Genomic DNA, 18,743 nt, shown 5'->3' on the forward strand with positions numbered 1-18,743 from the left:
CCGTTCACCATTTCTCATTACAAGCGGAGTGATCATGCCCAAGGCTTCCCACCACGATCTGCGTTTTGCCTTCCGCGAACTGCTTGCTTCAGGTTCGTGCTATCACACCGCGTCGGTCTTCGACCCGATGTCAGCCCGTATTGCCGCCGACCTTGGTTTTGAAGTCGGCATTCTGGGTGGTTCGGTCGCCTCGCTGCAGGTCCTGGCCGCGCCGGACTTCGCCCTGATCACCCTGAGCGAGTTTGTCGAGCAGGCTACCCGTATCGGCCGTGTCGCCCAGTTGCCGGTGCTTGCCGATGCCGACCACGGCTACGGCAATGCGCTCAACGTGATGCGCACGGTGATCGAACTGGAACGCGCTGGCGTTGCCGCGCTGACCATCGAGGATACCTTGCTGCCGGCCCAGTTCGGTCGCAAGTCCACCGACCTGATCTCGGTGGAGGAGGGCGTGGGCAAGATCCGCGCGGCACTGGAGGCGCGGGTCGATTCGGCCCTGGCGATCATTGCGCGCACCAATGCCGGCGTGCTGACCACCGAGGAAATCATCGTGCGCACCCAGAGCTACCAGAAGGCGGGCGCCGATGGTATCTGCATGGTGGGGGTCAAGGACTTCGAGCAGCTTGAACAGATTGCCGAGCACCTGAGCGTGCCGTTGATGCTGGTGACCTACGCCAACCCGAACCTGCGCGACGACGAGCGCCTGGCGCGCCTGGGCGTGCGTATCGTGGTTGACGGCCATGCCGCCTACTTCGCCGCGATCAAGGCCACCTACGACTGCCTGCGTCAGCAGCGTGGCCTGCAGCACAAGTCGGACAGCCTCGGTGCCACCGAGCTTTCGCACACCTACACCCAGCCCGAGGACTACATTCGCTGGGCGAAAGAGTACATGAGCGTCGAGGAGTGATCCGACCTACCTGACGGCGCTCAGCGTGGCGCTGTGGGGAACGCAATGCTCATGGACGCAACTGTTGGCCGTGTTGGGCTGGCTGCGCAGCAGCTCCACCCGCCAGCAGGCCGAGCCGTAGAGCCCGGCTACCGCGAGCAGGGCGAAGACGAGGGCGCAACGCCTGGATTTGATACTCATGGTGCAGACCTCCTGTTGATGCAACAGGTGATACCTTCAAGCATAGGCCCAATGCGCGTATCTGCACCGTCTTGACTCAGCTCAACCCCTTGTCCCACTCCGGTTCGTCGCCAAACCGCTGCGCGAGAAAGTCCAGCATGCTGCGCAATGTCGCCGGCATGTGCTTGCGCGAGGTGTACACCGCATTCAGGGTAAGTTCCCGCGGCTTGGCTTGCGGCAGCAATCGCACCAGCTCGCCACTGCGCAGTGCGGCTGCTGCCTGGTAGGTGGGCAGCATGGCGATGCCGGCATGGGCCAGGGCGGCTTTCTGCAGGGTCATGGCCTCGTTGGCGCTGATGTTGCCCTGCACCGGCACGGCGACGCTCTGCCCGCCCACCTCGAAATGCCACAGGCTGTGACCGAAGTAGGCGTGGGTCAGGCAGTTGTGCTGGCTCAACGCCTCGACCCGGTCCGGCGTACCGTGCTCGCGCAGGTAGGCGGGGCTGGCGCAGACCACCGAGCGGCACACGCTCAGGCGCCGGGCGATGAGGTTGGGGTCGACATCGTTGCTGGTGCGGATCGCCAGGTCGATGCGCTCGTCCACCAGGTTGACGGTGCGGTCGAGCATCTGCAGCTCAACCTTCACCCCGGGGTAGCGTTTGACGTAGGCCGCCAGCGCATCCACCAGCTGGGCTTGGCCGAACGAGGTGCTGACGCTGATGCGCAGCTCGCCACGGGGCGCGTCGTCCGGCTGGCGCACGGCGCTTTGCAGGTCGCCGGCCAGCTCCAGCATCTGCCGACAACGTGGCAAGGTCTCGAGGCCTGCCGCCGTCAGGCTGAGCTTGCGGGTGGTGCGTTGCATCAGGCGTGCCCCGACCCAGTCCTCCAGCTCCGCCAGGTAGCGGGATACCACGGGCCTGGAGAGTTCCAGGTGGTCCGCGGCGGCCGACTGGCTGCCCAGGTCGACGACGGTGACGAATACGCGCATGGCGTTGAGCCGATCCATGATCTGTCCGATTTTAGAAACAAACTATGTCGAAGCATCGCATTTTTTGTATTGGATCGGGCAACTAAGCTTGCACCCATCGTCCCACTCACAGGATCTTGCAATGTCTCTCTTCACGCCCCTTCGCGGCCTGCTGCTGGCCTGCCTTACCCTCGGCGGCCAGGCCATGGCTGCCGAACCGCTCAAGCTGGAAGCCTACAACCCCGGTCACGCGGCGATCTTCCCGGTCAGCTCGGTGATCGTCAGCGGCGCCCACGACGCCATCCTGGTCGACGCCCAGTTCGGCAAGGCCCAGGCCGAGCAGGTGGTCGAGCGCCTGCGTGCCAGCGGCAAGCAACTGACCACCATCTACGTCAGCCATGGCGACCCGGACTTCTACTTTGGCCTGGACACCATCACCCAGGCGTTCCCCAAGGCCCGCGTAGTCGCCTCGGCCGCCACGGTCGAGCATATCCGCAAGACCATGGATGCCAAGCTGGCCTATTGGGGCCCGCAGATGGGCGCGGACAAACCGGCACGTCTGGTTGTACCGCAGGTATTGCAGGGTGATCGCCTGGAACTGGAAGGCCAGGCACTGCAGGTCGTCGGCCTGGACGGTCCGCAGCCGGACCGCAGTTTCGTGTGGATTCCCTCGATCAAGGCAGTGGTCGGTGGCGTGGTGGTTTCCGAGGGCATCCATGTGTGGATGGCCGACACCCAGACCGCTCAATCCCACGCCGACTGGCTGAAGACCCTAGCGAAGATCGAACAGCTCGCGCCGCGCACGGTGATCCCGGGGCATTACCTGGGCGACAGCAGCCGTTCGCTGGACGCGGTGCGCTTTACCGCCGGCTACATTGGTGATTTCGACATCGAGACCGCCAAGGCTGCCAATGCCGCCGCGCTGATCGCGGCGATGAAGCAGCGCTACCCGAACCTGGGTGACGAGAGCTCCCTTGAATTAGGCGCCAAGGTCGCCAAGGGCGAGATGAAGTGGTAACCCCTTTCAACCTGTTGGAGTGTTTCCCATGAGCAAGATCGCAATCATCGGCGCCACCGGGCGCGCCGGCAGCCAGTTGCTGGAAGAGGCCCTGCGTCGGGGTCACAGTGTGGTGGCCATCGCCCGCAATCCGAGTGCGTTGCAAGGCCGTGACGGTGTGACGGTCAAGGCGCTGGATGCCAAGGACAGTGCCGCCTTGCAGGCGGCGGTGACGGGCTGTGACGCGGTGCTGAGCGCGGCGCATTTCTCGACCATCGAGCCTGGCGCGATCATCGAGCCGGTCAAGCGTGCCGGGATCAAGCGCCTGCTGGTGGTGGGCGGCGCCGGCAGCCTGCTGCTGCCGTCCGGGCACCGGGTGATCGACAGCCCGGATTTCCCGGAAGCCTACAAGGCCGAGGCCAATGCCGGTGTGCGCTTCCTCGATACGCTGCGCCAGGAGCCGACCCTGGACTGGACCTTCCTGTCGCCGTCGGCGGAGTTCGTCGAAGGTCAGCGCAGCGGGCACTACACCCTGGGCAAGGATCACCTGCTGATCGGCGCCGACGGCAAGAGCTGGATCACCTTTGCTGACTATGCCATCGCCATGCTCGACGAGCTGGAGAAGCCGGCGCATTCGCGGGCACGGTTCACGGTCGGCTACTGAGGCGTCTGCATCGCGGGGCAAGTCGGGGCCCCGCGATTGATGTCATGTGCGGGCACGCGCCTGCAGCCACTCCATCAACTCGACCAACCCCGTGGGCATGCTCTTCGACGGGCTGACCAGGTAATACCCCTTCCCGGTCGTCACCTTCAGCTCGAACGGCATGCACAAACGCCCGGCGCGCAGGTCGTCGCCAATCAGCGAAAAGTCGCCGATGGCGATCCCGGTCCCCTGGGAGGCCATGGCCATCGCCATGTCCAGTGTCTCGAAGTGCTGCTTCGGTCCCTGGGGTTCGACGCCGGCATTGGCCGCCTGCAACCACAACCGCCAGTCGTGCTCGTCCCGAGAGGGGTGCAGCAGCATCTGCCGCGCCAGGTCCTGCAATTGCAAGGGGACGCTAGATAGCGATGGTGCGCAGACTGGTGTCAGTTGTTCATCGAACAGCTTGCGTACCTGCAGCCCATGGTTCGGCACCGCGCCATACACAACGGCCGCATCGAAGCCCTCGCGGCGAAAATCCACGCCATGCTGCACCGTGGTGGTCAATTCCACCGGCACATCCGGGCGTAGCGCCTGCCATTCCAATAGCCGCGGCAGCAGCCAGCGCATCACGCAGGTCGGCGCCTTGAGCTGCAGCGTCGTACTGCGCCCGCCGACTTCGCGCACGCCTTGCTCGATCAGGGCGAAGACCTGCTGCACCCGAGGCAGCCAGTCCTGTCCTTCGCGGGTCAGGGCCAGGCCACGGGCCTGGCGCTGGAACAGCGCATAGCCCAGATGTTCCTCGAGCCCGGCGATCTGTCGGCTGACCGCGCCCTGGGTGATATGCAACTGTTGCGCGGCACGGGTGAAGTTGCAGTGCTGCGCGGTCACCAGGAAGGTGTGCAGGGCGGGGAGGGGCGGCAGGCGTTTCATTGTGACAAGCCATGATATTAGGTCATGGCTAGTATGTGTTTTTTTGCATTGTGGCGGTAGTCGGCACTTGGTTCCATGAGCACCAGTCTCAACAAGAATCGGGTACTCGATGATGGCAACCTGTGGCGAAGTGCTGGTCAAACTCCTCGAAGGCTATGGTGTCGACCATGTCTTCGGCATTCCCGGCGTGCATACCGTGGAACTCTACCGCGGCCTGGCTGCCTCCTCGATCCGCCACATCACCCCGCGCCACGAGCAGGGCGCCGGGTTCATGGCCGATGGCTACTCGCGTACCCGGGGCAAGCCTGGGGTGTGCTTCATCATCACCGGCCCGGGCATGACCAACATCACCACCGCCATGGGCCAGGCCTATGCCGACTCGATCCCGATGCTGGTGATTTCCAGCGTGCAGTCGCGCAGTCAGTTGGGTGGCGGGCGCGGCAAGTTGCACGAACTGCCCAACCAGGCCGGGCTGGTGGCAGGGGTGGCGGCGTTTTCGCATACCTTGATGAGTGCCGACGATCTGCCCGAGGTGTTGGCTCGCGCTTTCGCAGTGTTCGACGGTGGCCGTCCGCGCCCGGTGCATATCGAGATTCCGCTGGATGTGCTGGTGGAGCCCGCAGATCACCTGCTACCGGCCCGCCCGGTGCGCACCGCCCGGGCGGGCGCGGCGCCGCAGACCGTGCAGCAGATGGCCATGCGCCTGGCCAAGGCGCGCCGGCCGTTGATCCTTGCCGGCGGTGGTGCCCTGGACGCCGCCGCCGGGCTGGCCAGGCTGGCCGAGCACCTGCAGGCGCCGGTAGCGCTGACGATCAATGCCAAGGGGCTGCTGCCGGCCAACCATCCGCTGCAGATCGGCTCGACCCAGACTTTGCCGGCCACCCGTGCGCTGGTGGCCGAGGCCGACGTAGTGCTGGCCATCGGCACCGAGCTGGCCGAGACCGATTACGACGTGACGTTCAAGGGTGGTTTCGAGATTCCCGGCAGCCTCCTGCGGATCGATATCGACCCGGACCAGACGGTGCGCAACTACCCGCCCGAACTGGCCCTGGTGGCCGATGCCGCACAGGCGACCGAGGCCCTGCTGGTGGCCCTGCACATGCAGGCGCAACCATCGCGTGATGGTCACTGGGGCGCTGCTCGGGCCGCCCGACTGCGCCAGGAAAACGCAGCCACCTGGGACCAGCCTACCTTGAGCCAGACCCGTTTGCTGCACAGCATCCTGGAAACCCTGCCGGATGCCGTGCTGGTGGGCGATTCGACCCAGCCGGTCTACACCGGCAACCTGACCCTGGACATGACCCGACCGCGTCGCTGGTTCAATGCCTCGACCGGCTACGGCACGCTGGGCTACGCGTTGCCGGCGGCCATGGGCGCCTGGCTCGGCAGCGCCGAAGCGCGCGCGGCACGTGCGCCCACGGTATGCCTGATCGGTGATGGCGGGCTGCAGTTCACCCTGCCCGAACTGGCCAGTGCAGTCGAGGCGCAGGTGCCGCTGATCGTGCTGCTGTGGAACAACCAGGGGTACGAGGAAATCAAGAAGTACATGGTCAACCGGGCGATCGAGCCGGTCGGTGTGGACATCCACACCCCGGACTTCATCGGCGTGGCGCGGGCGTTGGGGGCCGATGCCGAGTCGGTGGCTGACGTGGCGCAGTTGCAGGCGGCGCTGGGCCGGGCGGTGGAGCGCCCGGGGCCGACGTTGATCCAGGTGGATCAGGGGCAATGGCAGTTGGCAGTGCAAGGCTGATTGCGCTGCGACGGCCGTGCCCTGGGTGTACAGGCATGCCGGCTTGCACAGGTGCGGCTGGTCCTTCAGTTGGCGCTGGCGCGCAACCTTGCCACGTCGCGGATCGGCGGCGCGCCATACAACCGGCTGTATTCTCGGCTGAACTGGGACGGGCTCTCGTAGCCCACCCGGTAACCGGCCACGGCAGCCTCCAACCCCTCGTTGAACATCAGGCGTCGGGCTTCCTGCAGGCGCAGTTGCTTCTGGTATTGCAAGGGGCTCATCGACGTCACCGACTTGAAGCGGTGATGCAAGGTGGAGACGCTGAGGTTCACTTCCCGGGCGAGGTCTTCGATACGCAACGGCTGGTGATAATGGTTGTTGAGCCAGGTAATCGCCTGGCAGACCCGATGGGTCTGGCTGTTGGCCAGGGCGATTTCGTACAGACGGTAACCTTGGGGGCCGCGCAACAGGCGGTAGAAGATTTCCCGGCGGATCATCGGCGCGAGGATAGCAATGTCGCGGGGCGAGTCCAGCAGTTTGATCAGGCGGATCAACGCGTCCAGAAGCTGCGGATCGCTTTTCTCCACGTACAGGCCCAGACCTGATGGCCGGTTGGGCACCACCATCGGGCTGCTCTCGGCGATCAGTTGGCTCAGTTGCGCCGGGTCGATGTCCAGGCGCAAGCCCAGCGCGGGATGCTCGGGGCTGGCCTTGAGCAGGGCGCCGCTGATCGGCAGGGTGACCGACACCACCATGTAGTGCAGCGGATCATAGGCGTAATGTTCGTCGCCGAGGATCAGGGTCTTGCTGCCTTGGGCAAGAATGCACAACGCCGGTTGAGCCAGCGCGGGCATGCCGCGGATCTCCTCTTCGTAGCACGTAAGGTAAAGGTCCTCGATGGCCGACGCCGGGCCATGGGGCTGGCCGGCGTGGCGCTGGATCAGCGCGGCCAGTTCCTGGCGCTGCAGCTCAAGGGTCGAGTCGGGTGGCGGGAGCGTGGTCATGGCGTGGTTCCTCTACTGACCGGGCCAGCATAGGTATGGCCAATGTCGGGCGCTAGTCGAATGCTGTCGTTCGATTGCCTGATCCTGTCGCACGGCAGGATCAGGCAATCGCTCGGCAGTAATGACCTAACGTCGCGCGAGGGCGGGGCCCTAATCTTGGCAGCCTGTTTTCCCGTCCGTAGCGCTTCAAGGAGATCGTTCATGACCCAGTCTCAACCGGTCACTCACCTGGCTTTCATCCGCGCCAGCAACGGTCGTTCGGCGGAACTCGGCATGCGCCTGCGCGACCTGCTGGAGCCGTCGCTGCGGGCGCCCGGCTGCCTGAGCTTCAGTGTGCAGCGTTCGCAGGTCGATGCCGATCTGTGGCTGCTCAGCGGCAGCTGGAGCGACCAGCAGGCGATGAGCGGCTATTTCGCCTCGCCCACCCTGGAGGTGTTCGGCGAGCTGGTCCAGGCGCAGGTGGTCAGCAGCCTGGACCTGCATACCTTCGCCTGATGTGTAGAATGCCGCCCCTACATCATTCAGGCGGAGTGCAGCATGGCACGTAAAGAATTCCCCCACTTCGAAGCGGTCTCGGCGATGGTCCCGGTGCAAGGCGGCGGCTACCACGCGGCGATCGCCGTGAAGGCCCTGGGCATGGGCGGTGCGCCGCGCTTTCACAAAGTGCTCGACGGGCAGGTGTTCCAGTCGGCGATCGCGGCCGACACGGCCGCTTGTGCTGAACTCGAACGCCTGCAGGGCGTAGGCGAGGAAGGCGAACTGCTCTTCTGATCAGACCTGTGGACGGGCCATCTTGAACAGCTCGCCCAGCGCAAAGTAGTCGGCCGGGCCGCCGCCACGCAGGATCGGCTCGGCGGCGGCGGTGTCGTAGATGCCGTCCTTGAGCAGGTGCTCGGCAATGTGCACCGCCACTACCTCTCCGAGGATCAGCCAGCTGGGGACAAGTTCCTGGTCGGTGCGTTTGAGCTGGACGATCTGGCTGACCTTGCATTCGAAGCTCACCGGGCTCTCGCCCACGCGTGGCACCTTGACCACGTTGGACAGGGCCGGGGTCAGGCCGCTGAGCGCGAACTCGTCGATATCTGCCGCCACCGCTGCACAGCTCTGGTTCATCTGCTCGGCCAGCGGCCGGGTAGCCAGGTTCCAGACGAACTCGCCGGTCTGCTCGATGTTGTTCAGGCTGTCTTTGCGCCCGACGCTGCAGAAACCGATGATCGGTGGGATGTAGTTGAAGGCGTTGAAGAAGCTGTAGGGCGCCAGGTTCAGGCGGCCTTCGCGATCATGGCTGGAGATCCAGCCGATGGGCCGTGGGCCGACGATGGCGTTGAATGGGTCGTGGGGCAGGCCGTGGCCTTTGGCGGGTTCGTAGTAGTACATCTGCGCAAGGCCGCGAGGCCCTTCCTGGTGGGGGACGAGGCGCCTAGTTTGCCAAGGCTTGGCTCAACTGCAAATGATCAAGCCCGGCCGAAGCCGGGCTGGTAGCGCGCATCAGTGATCAGCTGATGCGGTGGCCGTTGGTGCGGTCGAAACCATCCTCTGCGAAGCGCTGGCCGTTGGTGCGGTCGAAACCATCCTCTGCGAAGCGCTGGCCGCTGGTGCGGTCGAAGCCATCTTCGGCGAAGCGCTGGCCGCCGGTGCGGTCGAAGCCGTCTTCAGCAAAGCGCTGGCTGCCGGTGCGGTCGAAGCCATCTTCGGCGAAGCGCTGGCCGCCGGTGCGGTCGAAGCCGTCTTCAGCGAAGCGCTGGCCGCCAGTACGATCAAAGCCATCTTCTGCGTAGGTGGCCGACTGGCTCTGTGCAGCGGCAAAGGTGTGGGCGTTGGTGCGATCAAAACCGCCTTCGGCGAAGGCGCCAGTAGCCAGTACCGACAGTGCGAGGGAAAGGATCAGTTTGTTTTTCATGGTCGTTGCTCCGATGAGTGCCAGGGGTTGTTGTTTCTATGGGTTTAATATTACGCCTGCAAATTTGATTAAAAAGCGCAAAAAATAATGGATAAAAATCTAATAATTAGATTGGTTAGGGCGTGAATGACCTTCAATGCAGTCTTCTGGCGCCCTGCTCGCCGATCAGCCCTGGAACGCAAGAATGAAAAGCGCAGACCGACGACAGGGCCATATCAGCATGTGCCCAGACAATTAATGGGAAATTAAGGCGTGGCGGCAGCGGTTCCTGGGGAGGCATGCACAGGCCGCAAGGCGGCTTGCACCTGTTCCAGCAGCGTCATTTCGTGCAAGCGTCAGGTCGCTTGGGTGTTCACCGTATAGCGGGTACTTCGCCCGCCAGCGGGCAGACGAACCAGGCAGTTTTTCTGCAGCAGGTCGGCCAGGTGCCGGGTGGCCGTGGCCTTGGAGACCTTGGCCACGGCCTGGTACTGGCTGGCGCTGATGCCATCCTCGAAGCCGCGAGACCCGCCATCGAGCAGTCGATTGAGCACCTTGACCTGTTCGGGCAACAAACCATCGCCCCGATGGATCAGCCAGAAGCGCGACTTGGCCAGCACCCGGTCAATGCGCACCAGCGCTTGCTGGAGGCTGCGCAGCAAGGTGGCAAGGAACCAGGCTAGCCAGCGTGTGACGTCCAGGTCGCCGCGCTGGCTGCTTTGAAGGGCTGCGTAGTAGCCGGAGCGATCTTCCAGGATACTGCTGGACATGGCGTAGAAACGCACCGCTCGCTGCTCGCCCTGGGCCAATGCCAGGTCTGTGATGGCGCGGGTCAGGCGGCCATTGCCATCGGCGAAGGGGTGCAGGGTGACGAACCAGAAATGGGCCAGGCCCGCACGCAGCAGGGGATCGAGTTGCCGATCATGGCGGCTGCTCTCGAACCAGTCGAGGAACTGCTGCACCTGCTGCTCCAGGCCGGCGCGTGGCGGTGCCTCAAAATGCACCTTGGGCTTGTCGATACGCCCCGATATCACCTGCATCGGGGCATGGTCGCGCCATGCGCCGATTGGCAGGGGAGGTGCGAGCGAGTCGTCGGTTTCGGGGAACAGCCAGCGGTGCCAGAGGAACAGGCGCGGCTGATCCAGTGGGCGAACATAGCCCATGGTCGCGTCCACCATCAGCTCGGCCAGGCCCTCGCTGCGTGTCGTGGTTGTTCCCGGCTCGGCAATGCCAAGCCGTCGGGCGAGGGAGGAGCGAACGGACTCCACATTCAGCTGTTCACCCTCGATGGCCGAGGACGTGACAATGTTCTGCAACAGGGTATCGAGCGTGTCCAGGTTGGCATTGGCCTCGGTCACTGCTCCCGCTCTGCCCAGCAGGCAACCCTGCGCCTGTACGCAGTCCCTGAGCAAGGGGGCAAGTTGCGACTCGTTCCAGCGAAAGCCGGGCCAGTCGGCCTGCTGCCACACCCAGAAGGTGTCTGCAGCGGTGTGCTGTTTTGAGGTCATGAGCCGAATAATAGCGCTATTCAGCTCATGTTGTGAGCCGAATAGCGCTATTGTTTGGGACACGCCTATTAAAAAGGGGCGCTCCGTCAATCGTAGCGCCCCTTTTTCACGTTTGGCGAGCAGGGATCAGTCAGTGGTGATCCGCGAATGCTGCTTGGTGTCCTTCATCGTCGCGTACACCAGCAGCGAGCAGGCGATGCAGGCGGTGACGTACCAGTAGAAACCGGTCTCCATACCGTTGCTCTTGAACCACAGGGCCACGTACTCGGCGGTGCCGCCGAAGATCGACACGGTCAGCGCGTAGGGTAGGCCCACGCCCAGGGCGCGGATCTCGGTGGGAAACAGCTCGGCCTTCACCACGGCGTTGATCGAGGTGTAGCCACTGACAATGATCAATGCGGCCATGATCAGGAAGAACGCGCCCCACCACGTCTGGATAGTGTGCAGGGTGCTGAGGATCGGTACGGTGAACAGGGTGCCGAGCACACCGAAGGCGATCAGGATCGGGCGCCGGCCGATCTTGTCGGACAGGCCGCCGATCACCGGCTGCAGGCACATGAACAGGAACAGCGTGGCCGCCGAGATGGTGGTCGAGTCGCTGATGCTCATGCCTACGGTGTTGACCAGGTACTTCTGCATGTAGGTGGTGTAGGTGTAGAAGGCCAGGGTACCGCCCATGGTCAGGCCGACCACGGTCATCAGTTCCTTGGGATGACGCATCAGGGTGCGCATCAGGTTCTCTTTGGACTTTTCCTTCTTGGTGAAGGAGGCGGTCTCTTCCATGCCACGGCGCAGGTACAGGGCGACCACCGCGCACAGCGCGCCGATCACGAAGGGTACGCGCCAGCCCCAGGCGTACAGCTCCTCGGTAGTCAGCGTGTTCTGCAGGACGATCAGCACCGCCAGGGCGATGAGCTGGCCGGAGATCAGGGTGACGTACTGGAAGCTGGAGAAGAAGCCGCGGCGCTCCTTGCTGGCCATCTCGCTCAGGTAGGTGGCCGAGGTGCCGTATTCACCCCCTACCGAGAGGCCCTGCATCAGGCGGGCGATGACCAGCAGGACCGGTGCGGCGACGCCGATGGTCTCGTAGCCCGGCGTCAGCGCGATGACCAGCGAGCCGGCGCACATCAGCAGCACCGAGGCCATCAGCGCCGCCTTGCGGCCCTTGCGGTCGGCGTACAGGCCCATCAGCCAGCCACCGATCGGGCGCATGAGGAAGCCCACGGCAAAGATTGCGGCGGTGTTGAGCAGTTGGGCGGTGGTGTCGCCGGCGGGGAAGAAAGCCTTGGCGAAGTACAGCGAGAATGCGGCGTAGACGTACCAGTCGTACCATTCGACCATGTTGCCGATGGAACCACTGAAGATCGATTTGAGGCGGCTGGCGGTGGACTTTTCCGCGGCGGGCGCAACGGCCGCCCCGGTGGGCAGAGTGCTGGCGTTATCCATCAGGGATACCTTCTCGTTGTTTTTGTGGAGCGCGCTCGGGGCGCAGCTTGAGAAGGGTTTTGCAGGAGGTGTGCCAAAGGGGTACTTGGTGGTCCATTTGGGGGCGTCTTGTGCCCTGTCGCTGGCAAGCCAGCTCCCACCGTATCTGGCTTGCATGGTGCCTGGTGGGCGCTGGCTTGCCAGCGATGGGCTGCCAGGCAGTCCCGGCGATTCAGCATGCAGTAAGCGAACTTCCGCTCATTTGCCTGGACCGATAAGCGGAAATCCGCTCATTCGTTGCCGAGAAAGTCCTCACGCACCAGGCCATGGCGCTGCATCTTCTCGTTCAGCGTACGCCGCGGCAGTTGCAGCGCCTCCATCACCCCCTTGATCTCGCCCCGGTGCTGGCGCAGCGCCGCACGCAAGCATTGGGCTTCGAACGCCTCCATCTGTTCGCCCAGCGACTGCCCGCCTGGCAGGCTCTCAAGGTTCTGCGAATCCAGCCCCAAGGCATGGCGTTCGGCAGCATTGGCCAACTCACGCACATTGCCCGGCCAGTCGTGGGCCAGCAGCTGCGCCAATCGTCCTCCGCCGACCGGTGGGGCATGGCGGCCCAGGCGTTCGGCGGCGGTGCGAGCGAAGTGTTCGAACAGCAGCGGGATGTCTTCACGGCGCTCGCGCAGCGGTGCCAGGCGCAGCTCGGCAACGTTGAGGCGGTACGCCAGGTCTTCGCGAAAGCGCCCAGCACGGGCCTCTTCAAGCAGGTCCGGTTTGGTCGCGGCGATGATGCGCAGATCGACGGCGATGCTCTGGTTGGCCCCCAGGCGCTCAAGCCTCTGCTCCTGGATCACCCGCAACAGTTTGGCTTGCTGGGCCAGGGGCATGCTCTCGATCTCGTCGAGGAACACCGTACCGCCATTGGCGTACTCCAGCTTGCCGACGCGCTTGCCCTGAGCGCCGGTAAAGGCGCCGCTTTCATGGCCGAACAGTTCGGCTTCGAACAATGTTTCGGGGATGGCCGCGCAGTTTAGCGCGACAAAGGGTTTGTCGGCGCGCGGGCCGAAGTCGTGCAGGCAGCGCGCCACGCGCTCCTTTCCGCTGCCAGTTTCGCCACGGATCAGCACGTTGACCGGCAGGCTGGCCAGCTCCAGCACCTGTCGGCGCAGTTGCTGCAACCCCTGGGACATGCCCAGCAAGGTGTTCTCCAGCTGGGCCTTGAGGTCGGCCTGCTCATGCAGGCGGCGGTTTTCCAGGACCAGCTGGCGTTTTTCCAGGGCCCGGCGCAGGCTGCCCATCAGGTGCTGTGGGGTAAAGGGCTTTTCCAGAAAGTCGTAGGCACCGTTGCGCATCGCCTCCACCGCCATGGGCACATCGCCGTGGCCGGTGAGCAGAATCACCGGCAGGTCGGGGTCGGCCTGCTGGAGCCGGTCGAGCAACTGCAGACCGGACATGCCGGGCATGCGCACGTCGCTGAGGATCACGCCGGGAAAGTGCGCCGGGAGTTGCGCCAGGCACTCCTCGGCACGCTCGAAAAGCTGCACGTTGAAGCCCGACAGGCTCAGCCATTGTTCCACCGCAGCGCGGATGCTGGCTTCGTCATCGACAACGATCACTGAATTCAACATACCGTCTCCAGGTCGCGGGGCAGGGTGAGGCTGAAGCGGGCGCCCCCCGGCAGGTTCTCGACCTGCAGGTGGCCGCCGGCATCGATGACGATGCCGTAGGAGATGGCCAGGCCCAGGCCCAGGCCCTCGCCGACCGGCTTGGTGGTGAAGAACGGGTCGAAGACCCGGCAAAGGTCGGTGTCGAGGATGCCGCCACCGGAGTCGAGCACGCTCAGGCGCCACTGCGCATCGTCCGCCTCGATACGGATCTCCAGGCGTTTGTAGCGCTTGTCGGCCATGGCGTCGAGGGCGTTGCGCAGCAGGTTGATCAGCACTTGCTCCAGGCGGATCGCATCGCCACGGACCCAGGCCGGGCGCGCCAGGTACAGCGCCACCTCGACGTTTTCGGCGCGCATGCGGGTGTCCAGCAGGTGCAATGCCTGGTCGACCACGGTGGCCAGGTCCAGGCGTTCGCGCAGGCCTCCGGGGCTGTTGCGGGCGAAGGTCTTCAGGTGGCCGGTGAGCGCGGCCATGCGGCTGAGCATCTGCTCGAGCGGTTCCAGGGCCTGGCGGGCTTCGTCATGACGGCCATGATCAAGCAGCAGGCGCAAGGTTTCCAGTTGCATGCGCTGGGTGGTAAGAGGCTGGTTGATCTCGTGGGCCAGCGCGGCCGACATCTGCCCCAGCGCCGCCAGCTTGGCCGACTGCACCAGGCCTTCCTGGGCCGTGCGCAGCTCGCGGGTACGCTCCTCGACCTGGCGCTTGAGCTCCTCGCGGCTGCGTTGACGCAGACGGGCCAGGCGCAGGCGCTGGCTGACGAACAGCGCGGCGAACACCAGGCTCAGCCAGATCGCCGCGGCGGCGAGGGCGGCGTTGCGCCCATCCTCGGCGACCTGCGGCTTGCGCAACAGGTGCAGGGTCCAGCCTTCGGCCTCCAGGGGCAGGCGCTCCCACAGGTACTCGGCGGTGCCATCCGGGCCTTGCACGCGGGTCAGGTGGCTGGTGTCGGTGAAGCGAGTCAGGGCCTGGTGCTGCAGGGGCACCAGCGGCTGCTTGTCGTACTGGCGGGTCTCCGCCAGCTCGGCGCGGTCGGCACCGGACAGCGGTTGCAGTTCGCGGTAACGCCAGCCGTCCTGGTTGGCAATGAAGGTGATGCCGCGGGCATCGCTGACCAGCAGGATGTCGTTGCCCTGGCGCCACTCGCGCTCGAGCTCCGGGAACTCCAGCTTGACCACCATGGCGCCGAGGAAGCGGCCATGTTCATCGTTCACCGCGCTCGCCAGGAAATAACCTGGCACGCCGCTGGTCACGCCGACGGCGTAGAAGCGGCCACTGCCCTGGCTGCGGGTCTGTTTGAAATAGGGGCGAAAGCCGTAGTTGGAACCGACATAGGTGGTCGGCAGGCGCCAGTTGCTGGCCGCGATGGCCAGGCCCGTGCGGTCCAACAGCTCCAGGGTGGAAGAGTTGGCGGCGCCGTTGATGCGTTCGAGCTTGCGGTTCAGGGCGTCCTGCACCTGTTCGGTAACCGGGCCGCGCAGGGCGGCGATCAGTTCAGGGTCCAGCGCCAGTACCGCAGGCAATGCACGGTAGCGCTCGATCAGGGTATGCAGGGCGTTGGCATACAGACCCAGTTGCTGGCCGGCCCGGCGGGCGTCGGTTGCCATCGCCTCGCGCTTGGCCTGGTGCATGGCCCAGCCGGCGCTGAGTGTGGTGCCGACCAGGATCAGCAGGATGATCAAACCCAGGCGCAGGGTGCGGAAGGTTGAGGGCATGGGGCGGATCCGGGGTTGCTGTTGTCTGTGCCGGCCTCTTCGCGGGGCAAGCCTGCTTCCACAGCGTGATGTGTGGAAACGGGCTTGCCCCGCGATGGGGCCGGGTCTGGCTTACAGCAGCTCGAAGCTCTGCTGTTGCACCGCTTCGGAATCGAGGCCGACCTGCACGTTGAACTGGCCAGCCTCGGCAACGTGCTGCAGTTGGCCATTGTAGAACTTCAGATCCTGCTCACTGATGTCGAAAGTCAAGGTTCGCGACTCGCCGGCCTTGAGCATCAGCTTCTGGAAGTTCTTCAGCTCCTTCACCGGGCGGCTCATCGACGCGCTCTGGTCCTGGATATACAGCTGCACCACGGTCTCGCCGTCACGCTTGCCGGTGTTCTTCACGACGACCTTGGCCTTGAGGGTCGCGCCGCGCTTTAGCTCGGTCTGCGACAAGGTCAGGTCGGACAGTTCGAAACTGGTGTAGCTCAGGCCGTAGCCGAACGGATACAGCGGGCCGTTTGGCTCCTCGAAGTACTGCGAGGTGTAGTTGCCCGGCTTGCCTGGGGTGAACGGGCGGCCGATGCGCATGTGGTTGTAGTACATCGGGATCTGCCCGACCGAACGCGGGAAGGTGATGGCCAGCCGCCCGGACGGGTTGTAGTCGCCAAACAGTACGTCGGCGATGGCGTTGCCGCCTTCGGTGCCGCTGAACCAGGTTTCGAGGATGGCGTCGGCCTGCTCGCGTTCCCAGGCGATCGACAGCGGACGGCCGTTCATCAGCACCAGCACCAGGGGTTTTCCGGTGGCCTTGAGCGCCTTGATCAGGTCGCGTTGTACCGCGGGGATCTCCAGGGTGGTGCGGCTTGAGGACTCGTGGGACATGCCCCGGGACTCGCCGACCACGGCCACGACCACGTCCGATTGCCTGGCGGCCTTGACCGCCTGGTCGATCAGCACCGCGGCCGGACGCGGGTCGTCGACGATTTCCGGGGCGTCGAAGTTGAGGAAGTTCAGGTAATCGAACATTGCCTTGTCGCCAGTGACGTTCGAGCCCTTGGCGTACACCAGCTTGGCCTTGCCTTCGACGGCGCGGCGCAAACCTTCACGCACGGTCACCGAGTGCTGCGGTTTACCGTCGGCGGCCCAACTGCCCATCATGTCGATCGGCGCATCGGCCAGTGGGCCGACCACGGCGATGGTGCCGGCTTTTTTCAGGGGCAGGGTCTGCTCGCGGTTTTCCAGCAGCACCAGGCCGCGGCGTGCCACGTCACGCGCGGCTTCGCGGTGCAGGCGGTCCTCGGCGTAGTAGTCCTTCAGGTCGGTCTCAGGCTTTGGAATGCGCACGTAGGGGTCTTTGAACAGACCCATGTCGTACTTGGCGCCCAGCACTTCACGCACTGCCTGGTCCAGTTCTGCCTGGCTGACCTCACCGGACTTCAACAACCCAGGCAGTTCTTCGCCGTAGAGGGTGTCGTTCATGCTCATGTCGATGCCGGCCTTGATCGCCAGCTTGGCGGCTTCGCGGCCGTCACGGGCCACGCCATGGCGGATCAGTTCCTGGATGGCGCCGTGGTCGCTGATGGTCACGCCCTTGAAGCCCCACTGCTTGCGCAGCAAGTCGTTCATCAGCCAGGTGTTGGACGTGGCCGGCACGCCGTTGATCGAGTTCAGCGCCACCATTACCCCGCCAGCACCGGCGTCGAGCGCGGCGCGGTAGGGCGGCAGGTAGTCGTTGTACATCTTCGGCAGGCTCATATCGACCGTGTTGTAGTCGCGGCCCCCTTCCACGGCGCCGTACAGGGCGAAGTGCTTGACGATGGCCATGATGCTGTCGGCATTGGCCGGGCTCGACCCCTGGAACGACTTGACCATCACCTGGCCGATCTTCGAAGTCAGGTAGGTGTCCTCGCCAAAGCCTTCGCTGGTGCGCCCCCAACGCGGGTCGCGGGCAATGTCGACCATCGGTGCGAAGGTCATGTCCAGCGAGTCGGCGGCCGCCTCGACGGCCGAGGTGCGGCCGACCTTGGCGATGGCGTCCATATCCCAGGACGAGGCCAGGCCCAGGCCGATCGGGAAGATGGTGCGTTCGCCATGGATGGTGTCGTAGGCGAAGAACATCGGGATCTTGAGGCGGCTGCGCATGGCCGCGTCCTGCATCGGACGGTTCTCCGGGGCGGTGCGCGAGTTGAAGGTGCCGCCGATGCGTCCGGCGGCGATTTCCTCGCGGATCTTCGCGTGGGGCATCTCGGGGCCGATGCTGATCAGGCGTAGCTGGCCGATCTTCTCGGCCTCGGTCATCTGGCTGATCAGATGGTCGACGAACGCCTGCTTGTCCTGCAGGGGCGGGGCGATAGGGGCGGCAAGGGCCGCCTGACTGGCAAGGCCCATGGCCAGGCCCAGCAAAGACAGTTTCATCATCAATTCCGTTGTCGAGTGATAGCGGTGGGCCGAGACGTTTCGTATGCCTGTTGTTGTCGTGTCCGCTGGCCGTGTTGTGGATCATTCATCCATGATCCGACGCAGTCGCGGATTATGCCTTATATGAGGCATTTGTTGAGATACACTCTCGCCCACCCGATTGCCGGGATAACAACGATAAGAACGCTCGAGAGACGATGGCATGACCGAATACGAACAGCGCCAGATCGCCGAGGCGATTGCACGCGCCGAACGGCGCACCGATGCGGAGCTTGTGACCGTGCTGGCCCGCCGCGCCGATGATTTCCCCTACTTGCCGTTGATCTGGGCCGCCTTGCTGGCCTTGTTGATACCCGGCGCGTTGCATGTGTGGCTGGGTGGTATCGGCGTCAATGGCCTGTTGTTGGCGCAGATGCTGACCTTCATCAGCTTGTGCCTGGTGTTGCGCCATCCGCGCCTGGCTGCCTGGGTGGTGCCGTCGATGTTGCGCCGCCGGCGCGCTTCGGGCCTGGCCCGCCAGCAGTTTCTCGAGCTCAACCTGCAGCGTACCGCCGGGGCCACGGGCGTGCTGATCTTCGTCAGCGAAGCCGAGCGCCATGTCGAGATCCTGGTCGACGAGGGCATCGCCCGGCACCTGCCCGAGCAGGCGCGCGAGGCGATCGTCGCCCGTTTCACCGACCAGGTGCGCCAGGGCCATACCTTGCAGGGTTTCGTCGAATGTATCGAGGCCTGCGGCGAGCTGCTCAGCGAACATGTACCCCCGACCCATGCGCGCAACGAACTGCCCAACCGCCTGGTGATTCTCGACTGACCGTT

At 64.6% G+C, this 18,743-nt stretch carries 18 protein-coding genes; 7 read left to right on the forward strand and 11 right to left on the reverse strand.

The window, feature by feature from the left end:
* Nucleotides 1-34: 34 nt before the first annotated feature.
* Nucleotides 35-904 (forward strand): isocitrate lyase/PEP mutase family protein, encoded by an 870-nt coding sequence (locus tag ACVWY1_RS06690; RefSeq protein ID WP_023630223.1) that lies wholly within the window; start codon nt 35-37, stop codon nt 902-904.
* 6 nt (nt 905-910) lie between these two features.
* Here the strand turns inward: ACVWY1_RS06690 and ACVWY1_RS06695 are convergent, their stop codons facing one another.
* Together ACVWY1_RS06695 and ACVWY1_RS06700 are read right to left on the reverse strand one after the other, a co-directional pair.
* The gene (locus ACVWY1_RS06695; RefSeq protein WP_173862428.1) at nt 911-1,084 is read right to left on the reverse strand and encodes a hypothetical protein; all 174 of its coding nucleotides are present in this window, start codon (nt 1,082-1,084) and stop codon (nt 911-913) included.
* A 76-nt stretch (nt 1,085-1,160) separates the two neighbouring features.
* Nucleotides 1,161-2,069 (reverse strand): LysR family transcriptional regulator, encoded by a 909-nt coding sequence (locus ACVWY1_RS06700; protein ID WP_102682765.1) that lies wholly within the window; start codon nt 2,067-2,069, stop codon nt 1,161-1,163.
* 103 nt (nt 2,070-2,172) lie between these two features.
* Between ACVWY1_RS06700 and ACVWY1_RS06705 the strand changes: the two genes are divergently transcribed.
* Both ACVWY1_RS06705 and ACVWY1_RS06710 read left to right on the forward strand, forming a co-directional pair.
* Complete coding sequence (locus ACVWY1_RS06705; RefSeq protein WP_457377999.1) at nt 2,173-3,048, forward strand: MBL fold metallo-hydrolase; 876 nt, start codon at nt 2,173-2,175, stop codon at nt 3,046-3,048.
* A 28-nt stretch (nt 3,049-3,076) separates the two neighbouring features.
* Complete coding sequence (locus tag ACVWY1_RS06710; RefSeq protein WP_457378000.1) at nt 3,077-3,691, forward strand: NAD(P)-dependent oxidoreductase; 615 nt, start codon at nt 3,077-3,079, stop codon at nt 3,689-3,691.
* 42 nt (nt 3,692-3,733) lie between these two features.
* Here ACVWY1_RS06710 and ACVWY1_RS06715 read toward each other — a convergent pair whose 3' ends face one another.
* Nucleotides 3,734-4,600, reverse strand: coding sequence for a LysR substrate-binding domain-containing protein (locus tag ACVWY1_RS06715; RefSeq protein WP_046856909.1), 867 nt, complete (start codon nt 4,598-4,600; stop codon nt 3,734-3,736).
* A gap of 112 nt (nt 4,601-4,712) precedes the next feature.
* Here ACVWY1_RS06715 and ACVWY1_RS06720 point away from each other — a divergent pair, with 112 nt between their 5' ends.
* Entirely contained in the window at nt 4,713-6,350 is a 1,638-nt protein-coding gene (locus ACVWY1_RS06720; protein ID WP_457378040.1) for a 5-guanidino-2-oxopentanoate decarboxylase, read from the forward strand.
* Between the two features lie 65 nt (nt 6,351-6,415).
* Here the strand turns inward: ACVWY1_RS06720 and ACVWY1_RS06725 are convergent, their stop codons facing one another.
* Complete coding sequence (locus tag ACVWY1_RS06725; RefSeq protein ID WP_457378001.1) at nt 6,416-7,336, reverse strand: AraC family transcriptional regulator; 921 nt, start codon at nt 7,334-7,336, stop codon at nt 6,416-6,418.
* A gap of 201 nt (nt 7,337-7,537) precedes the next feature.
* Between ACVWY1_RS06725 and ACVWY1_RS06730 the strand changes: the two genes are divergently transcribed.
* Together ACVWY1_RS06730 and ACVWY1_RS06735 are read left to right on the forward strand one after the other, a co-directional pair.
* Nucleotides 7,538-7,831, forward strand: coding sequence for a putative quinol monooxygenase (locus ACVWY1_RS06730; protein WP_139669448.1), 294 nt, complete (start codon nt 7,538-7,540; stop codon nt 7,829-7,831).
* Between the two features lie 42 nt (nt 7,832-7,873).
* Nucleotides 7,874-8,107, forward strand: a complete 234-nt coding sequence (locus tag ACVWY1_RS06735; RefSeq protein ID WP_277503035.1) for a hypothetical protein — start codon at nt 7,874-7,876, stop codon at nt 8,105-8,107.
* Here the strand turns inward: ACVWY1_RS06735 and ACVWY1_RS06740 are convergent, their stop codons facing one another.
* From ACVWY1_RS06740 to bglX, 7 genes are all read right to left on the reverse strand, one after another.
* Complete coding sequence (locus ACVWY1_RS06740) at nt 8,108-8,713, reverse strand: flavin reductase family protein (RefSeq protein ID WP_277503036.1); 606 nt, start codon at nt 8,711-8,713, stop codon at nt 8,108-8,110.
* A 118-nt stretch (nt 8,714-8,831) separates the two neighbouring features.
* Nucleotides 8,832-9,236, reverse strand: coding sequence for a heme utilization protein (locus ACVWY1_RS06745; protein ID WP_457378002.1), 405 nt, complete (start codon nt 9,234-9,236; stop codon nt 8,832-8,834).
* A gap of 335 nt (nt 9,237-9,571) precedes the next feature.
* Nucleotides 9,572-10,723, reverse strand: a complete 1,152-nt coding sequence (locus ACVWY1_RS06750; protein WP_457378003.1) for a Fic family protein — start codon at nt 10,721-10,723, stop codon at nt 9,572-9,574.
* A gap of 126 nt (nt 10,724-10,849) precedes the next feature.
* Nucleotides 10,850-12,169, reverse strand: a complete 1,320-nt coding sequence (locus ACVWY1_RS06755; protein WP_110697667.1) for an MFS transporter — start codon at nt 12,167-12,169, stop codon at nt 10,850-10,852.
* 269 nt (nt 12,170-12,438) lie between these two features.
* Nucleotides 12,439-13,773 (reverse strand): sigma-54-dependent transcriptional regulator, encoded by a 1,335-nt coding sequence (locus ACVWY1_RS06760; RefSeq protein WP_102682756.1) that lies wholly within the window; start codon nt 13,771-13,773, stop codon nt 12,439-12,441.
* The gene (locus ACVWY1_RS06765; RefSeq protein WP_457378004.1) at nt 13,767-15,524 is read right to left on the reverse strand and encodes an ATP-binding protein; all 1,758 of its coding nucleotides are present in this window, start codon (nt 15,522-15,524) and stop codon (nt 13,767-13,769) included. The genes ACVWY1_RS06760 and ACVWY1_RS06765 overlap by 7 nt, the downstream gene beginning before the upstream one ends.
* 111 nt (nt 15,525-15,635) lie before the next feature.
* Nucleotides 15,636-17,927, reverse strand: coding sequence for a beta-glucosidase BglX (gene bglX, locus ACVWY1_RS06770; protein ID WP_457378005.1), 2,292 nt, complete (start codon nt 17,925-17,927; stop codon nt 15,636-15,638).
* Between the two features lie 202 nt (nt 17,928-18,129).
* On the opposite strand from bglX, the gene ACVWY1_RS06775 reads away from it, so the two are divergent.
* On the forward strand, nt 18,130-18,738 hold the full coding sequence (locus ACVWY1_RS06775) for a TPM domain-containing protein (RefSeq protein ID WP_102682753.1): 609 nt from the start codon (nt 18,130-18,132) through the stop codon (nt 18,736-18,738).
* The last annotated feature ends 5 nt before the right edge of the window (nt 18,739-18,743 follow it).

It is taken from the genome of Pseudomonas sp. TE6288, assembly GCF_054062095.1.

Excerpts from the sequence above, each read along its gene's own strand:
- ACVWY1_RS06690 (WP_023630223.1), top strand. The coding sequence starts at position 35 with ATGCCCAAGGCTTCCCACCACGATCTGCGTTTTGCCTTCCGCGAACTG.
- ACVWY1_RS06695 (WP_173862428.1), bottom strand. The coding sequence starts at position 1,084 with ATGAGTATCAAATCCAGGCGTTGCGCCCTCGTCTTCGCCCTGCTCGCG.
- ACVWY1_RS06700 (WP_102682765.1), bottom strand. The coding sequence starts at position 2,069 with ATGGATCGGCTCAACGCCATGCGCGTATTCGTCACCGTCGTCGACCTG.
- ACVWY1_RS06705 (WP_457377999.1), top strand. The coding sequence starts at position 2,173 with ATGTCTCTCTTCACGCCCCTTCGCGGCCTGCTGCTGGCCTGCCTTACC.
- ACVWY1_RS06710 (WP_457378000.1), top strand. The coding sequence starts at position 3,077 with ATGAGCAAGATCGCAATCATCGGCGCCACCGGGCGCGCCGGCAGCCAG.
- ACVWY1_RS06715 (WP_046856909.1), bottom strand. The coding sequence starts at position 4,600 with ATGAAACGCCTGCCGCCCCTCCCCGCCCTGCACACCTTCCTGGTGACC.
- ACVWY1_RS06720 (WP_457378040.1), top strand. The coding sequence starts at position 4,713 with ATGGCAACCTGTGGCGAAGTGCTGGTCAAACTCCTCGAAGGCTATGGT.
- ACVWY1_RS06725 (WP_457378001.1), bottom strand. The coding sequence starts at position 7,336 with ATGACCACGCTCCCGCCACCCGACTCGACCCTTGAGCTGCAGCGCCAG.
- ACVWY1_RS06730 (WP_139669448.1), top strand. The coding sequence starts at position 7,538 with ATGACCCAGTCTCAACCGGTCACTCACCTGGCTTTCATCCGCGCCAGC.
- ACVWY1_RS06735 (WP_277503035.1), top strand. The coding sequence starts at position 7,874 with ATGGCACGTAAAGAATTCCCCCACTTCGAAGCGGTCTCGGCGATGGTC.
- ACVWY1_RS06740 (WP_277503036.1), bottom strand. The coding sequence starts at position 8,713 with ATGTACTACTACGAACCCGCCAAAGGCCACGGCCTGCCCCACGACCCA.
- ACVWY1_RS06745 (WP_457378002.1), bottom strand. The coding sequence starts at position 9,236 with ATGAAAAACAAACTGATCCTTTCCCTCGCACTGTCGGTACTGGCTACT.
- ACVWY1_RS06750 (WP_457378003.1), bottom strand. The coding sequence starts at position 10,723 with ATGACCTCAAAACAGCACACCGCTGCAGACACCTTCTGGGTGTGGCAG.
- ACVWY1_RS06755 (WP_110697667.1), bottom strand. The coding sequence starts at position 12,169 with ATGGATAACGCCAGCACTCTGCCCACCGGGGCGGCCGTTGCGCCCGCC.
- ACVWY1_RS06760 (WP_102682756.1), bottom strand. The coding sequence starts at position 13,773 with ATGTTGAATTCAGTGATCGTTGTCGATGACGAAGCCAGCATCCGCGCT.
- ACVWY1_RS06765 (WP_457378004.1), bottom strand. The coding sequence starts at position 15,524 with ATGCCCTCAACCTTCCGCACCCTGCGCCTGGGTTTGATCATCCTGCTG.
- bglX (WP_457378005.1), bottom strand. The coding sequence starts at position 17,927 with ATGATGAAACTGTCTTTGCTGGGCCTGGCCATGGGCCTTGCCAGTCAG.
- ACVWY1_RS06775 (WP_102682753.1), top strand. The coding sequence starts at position 18,130 with ATGACCGAATACGAACAGCGCCAGATCGCCGAGGCGATTGCACGCGCC.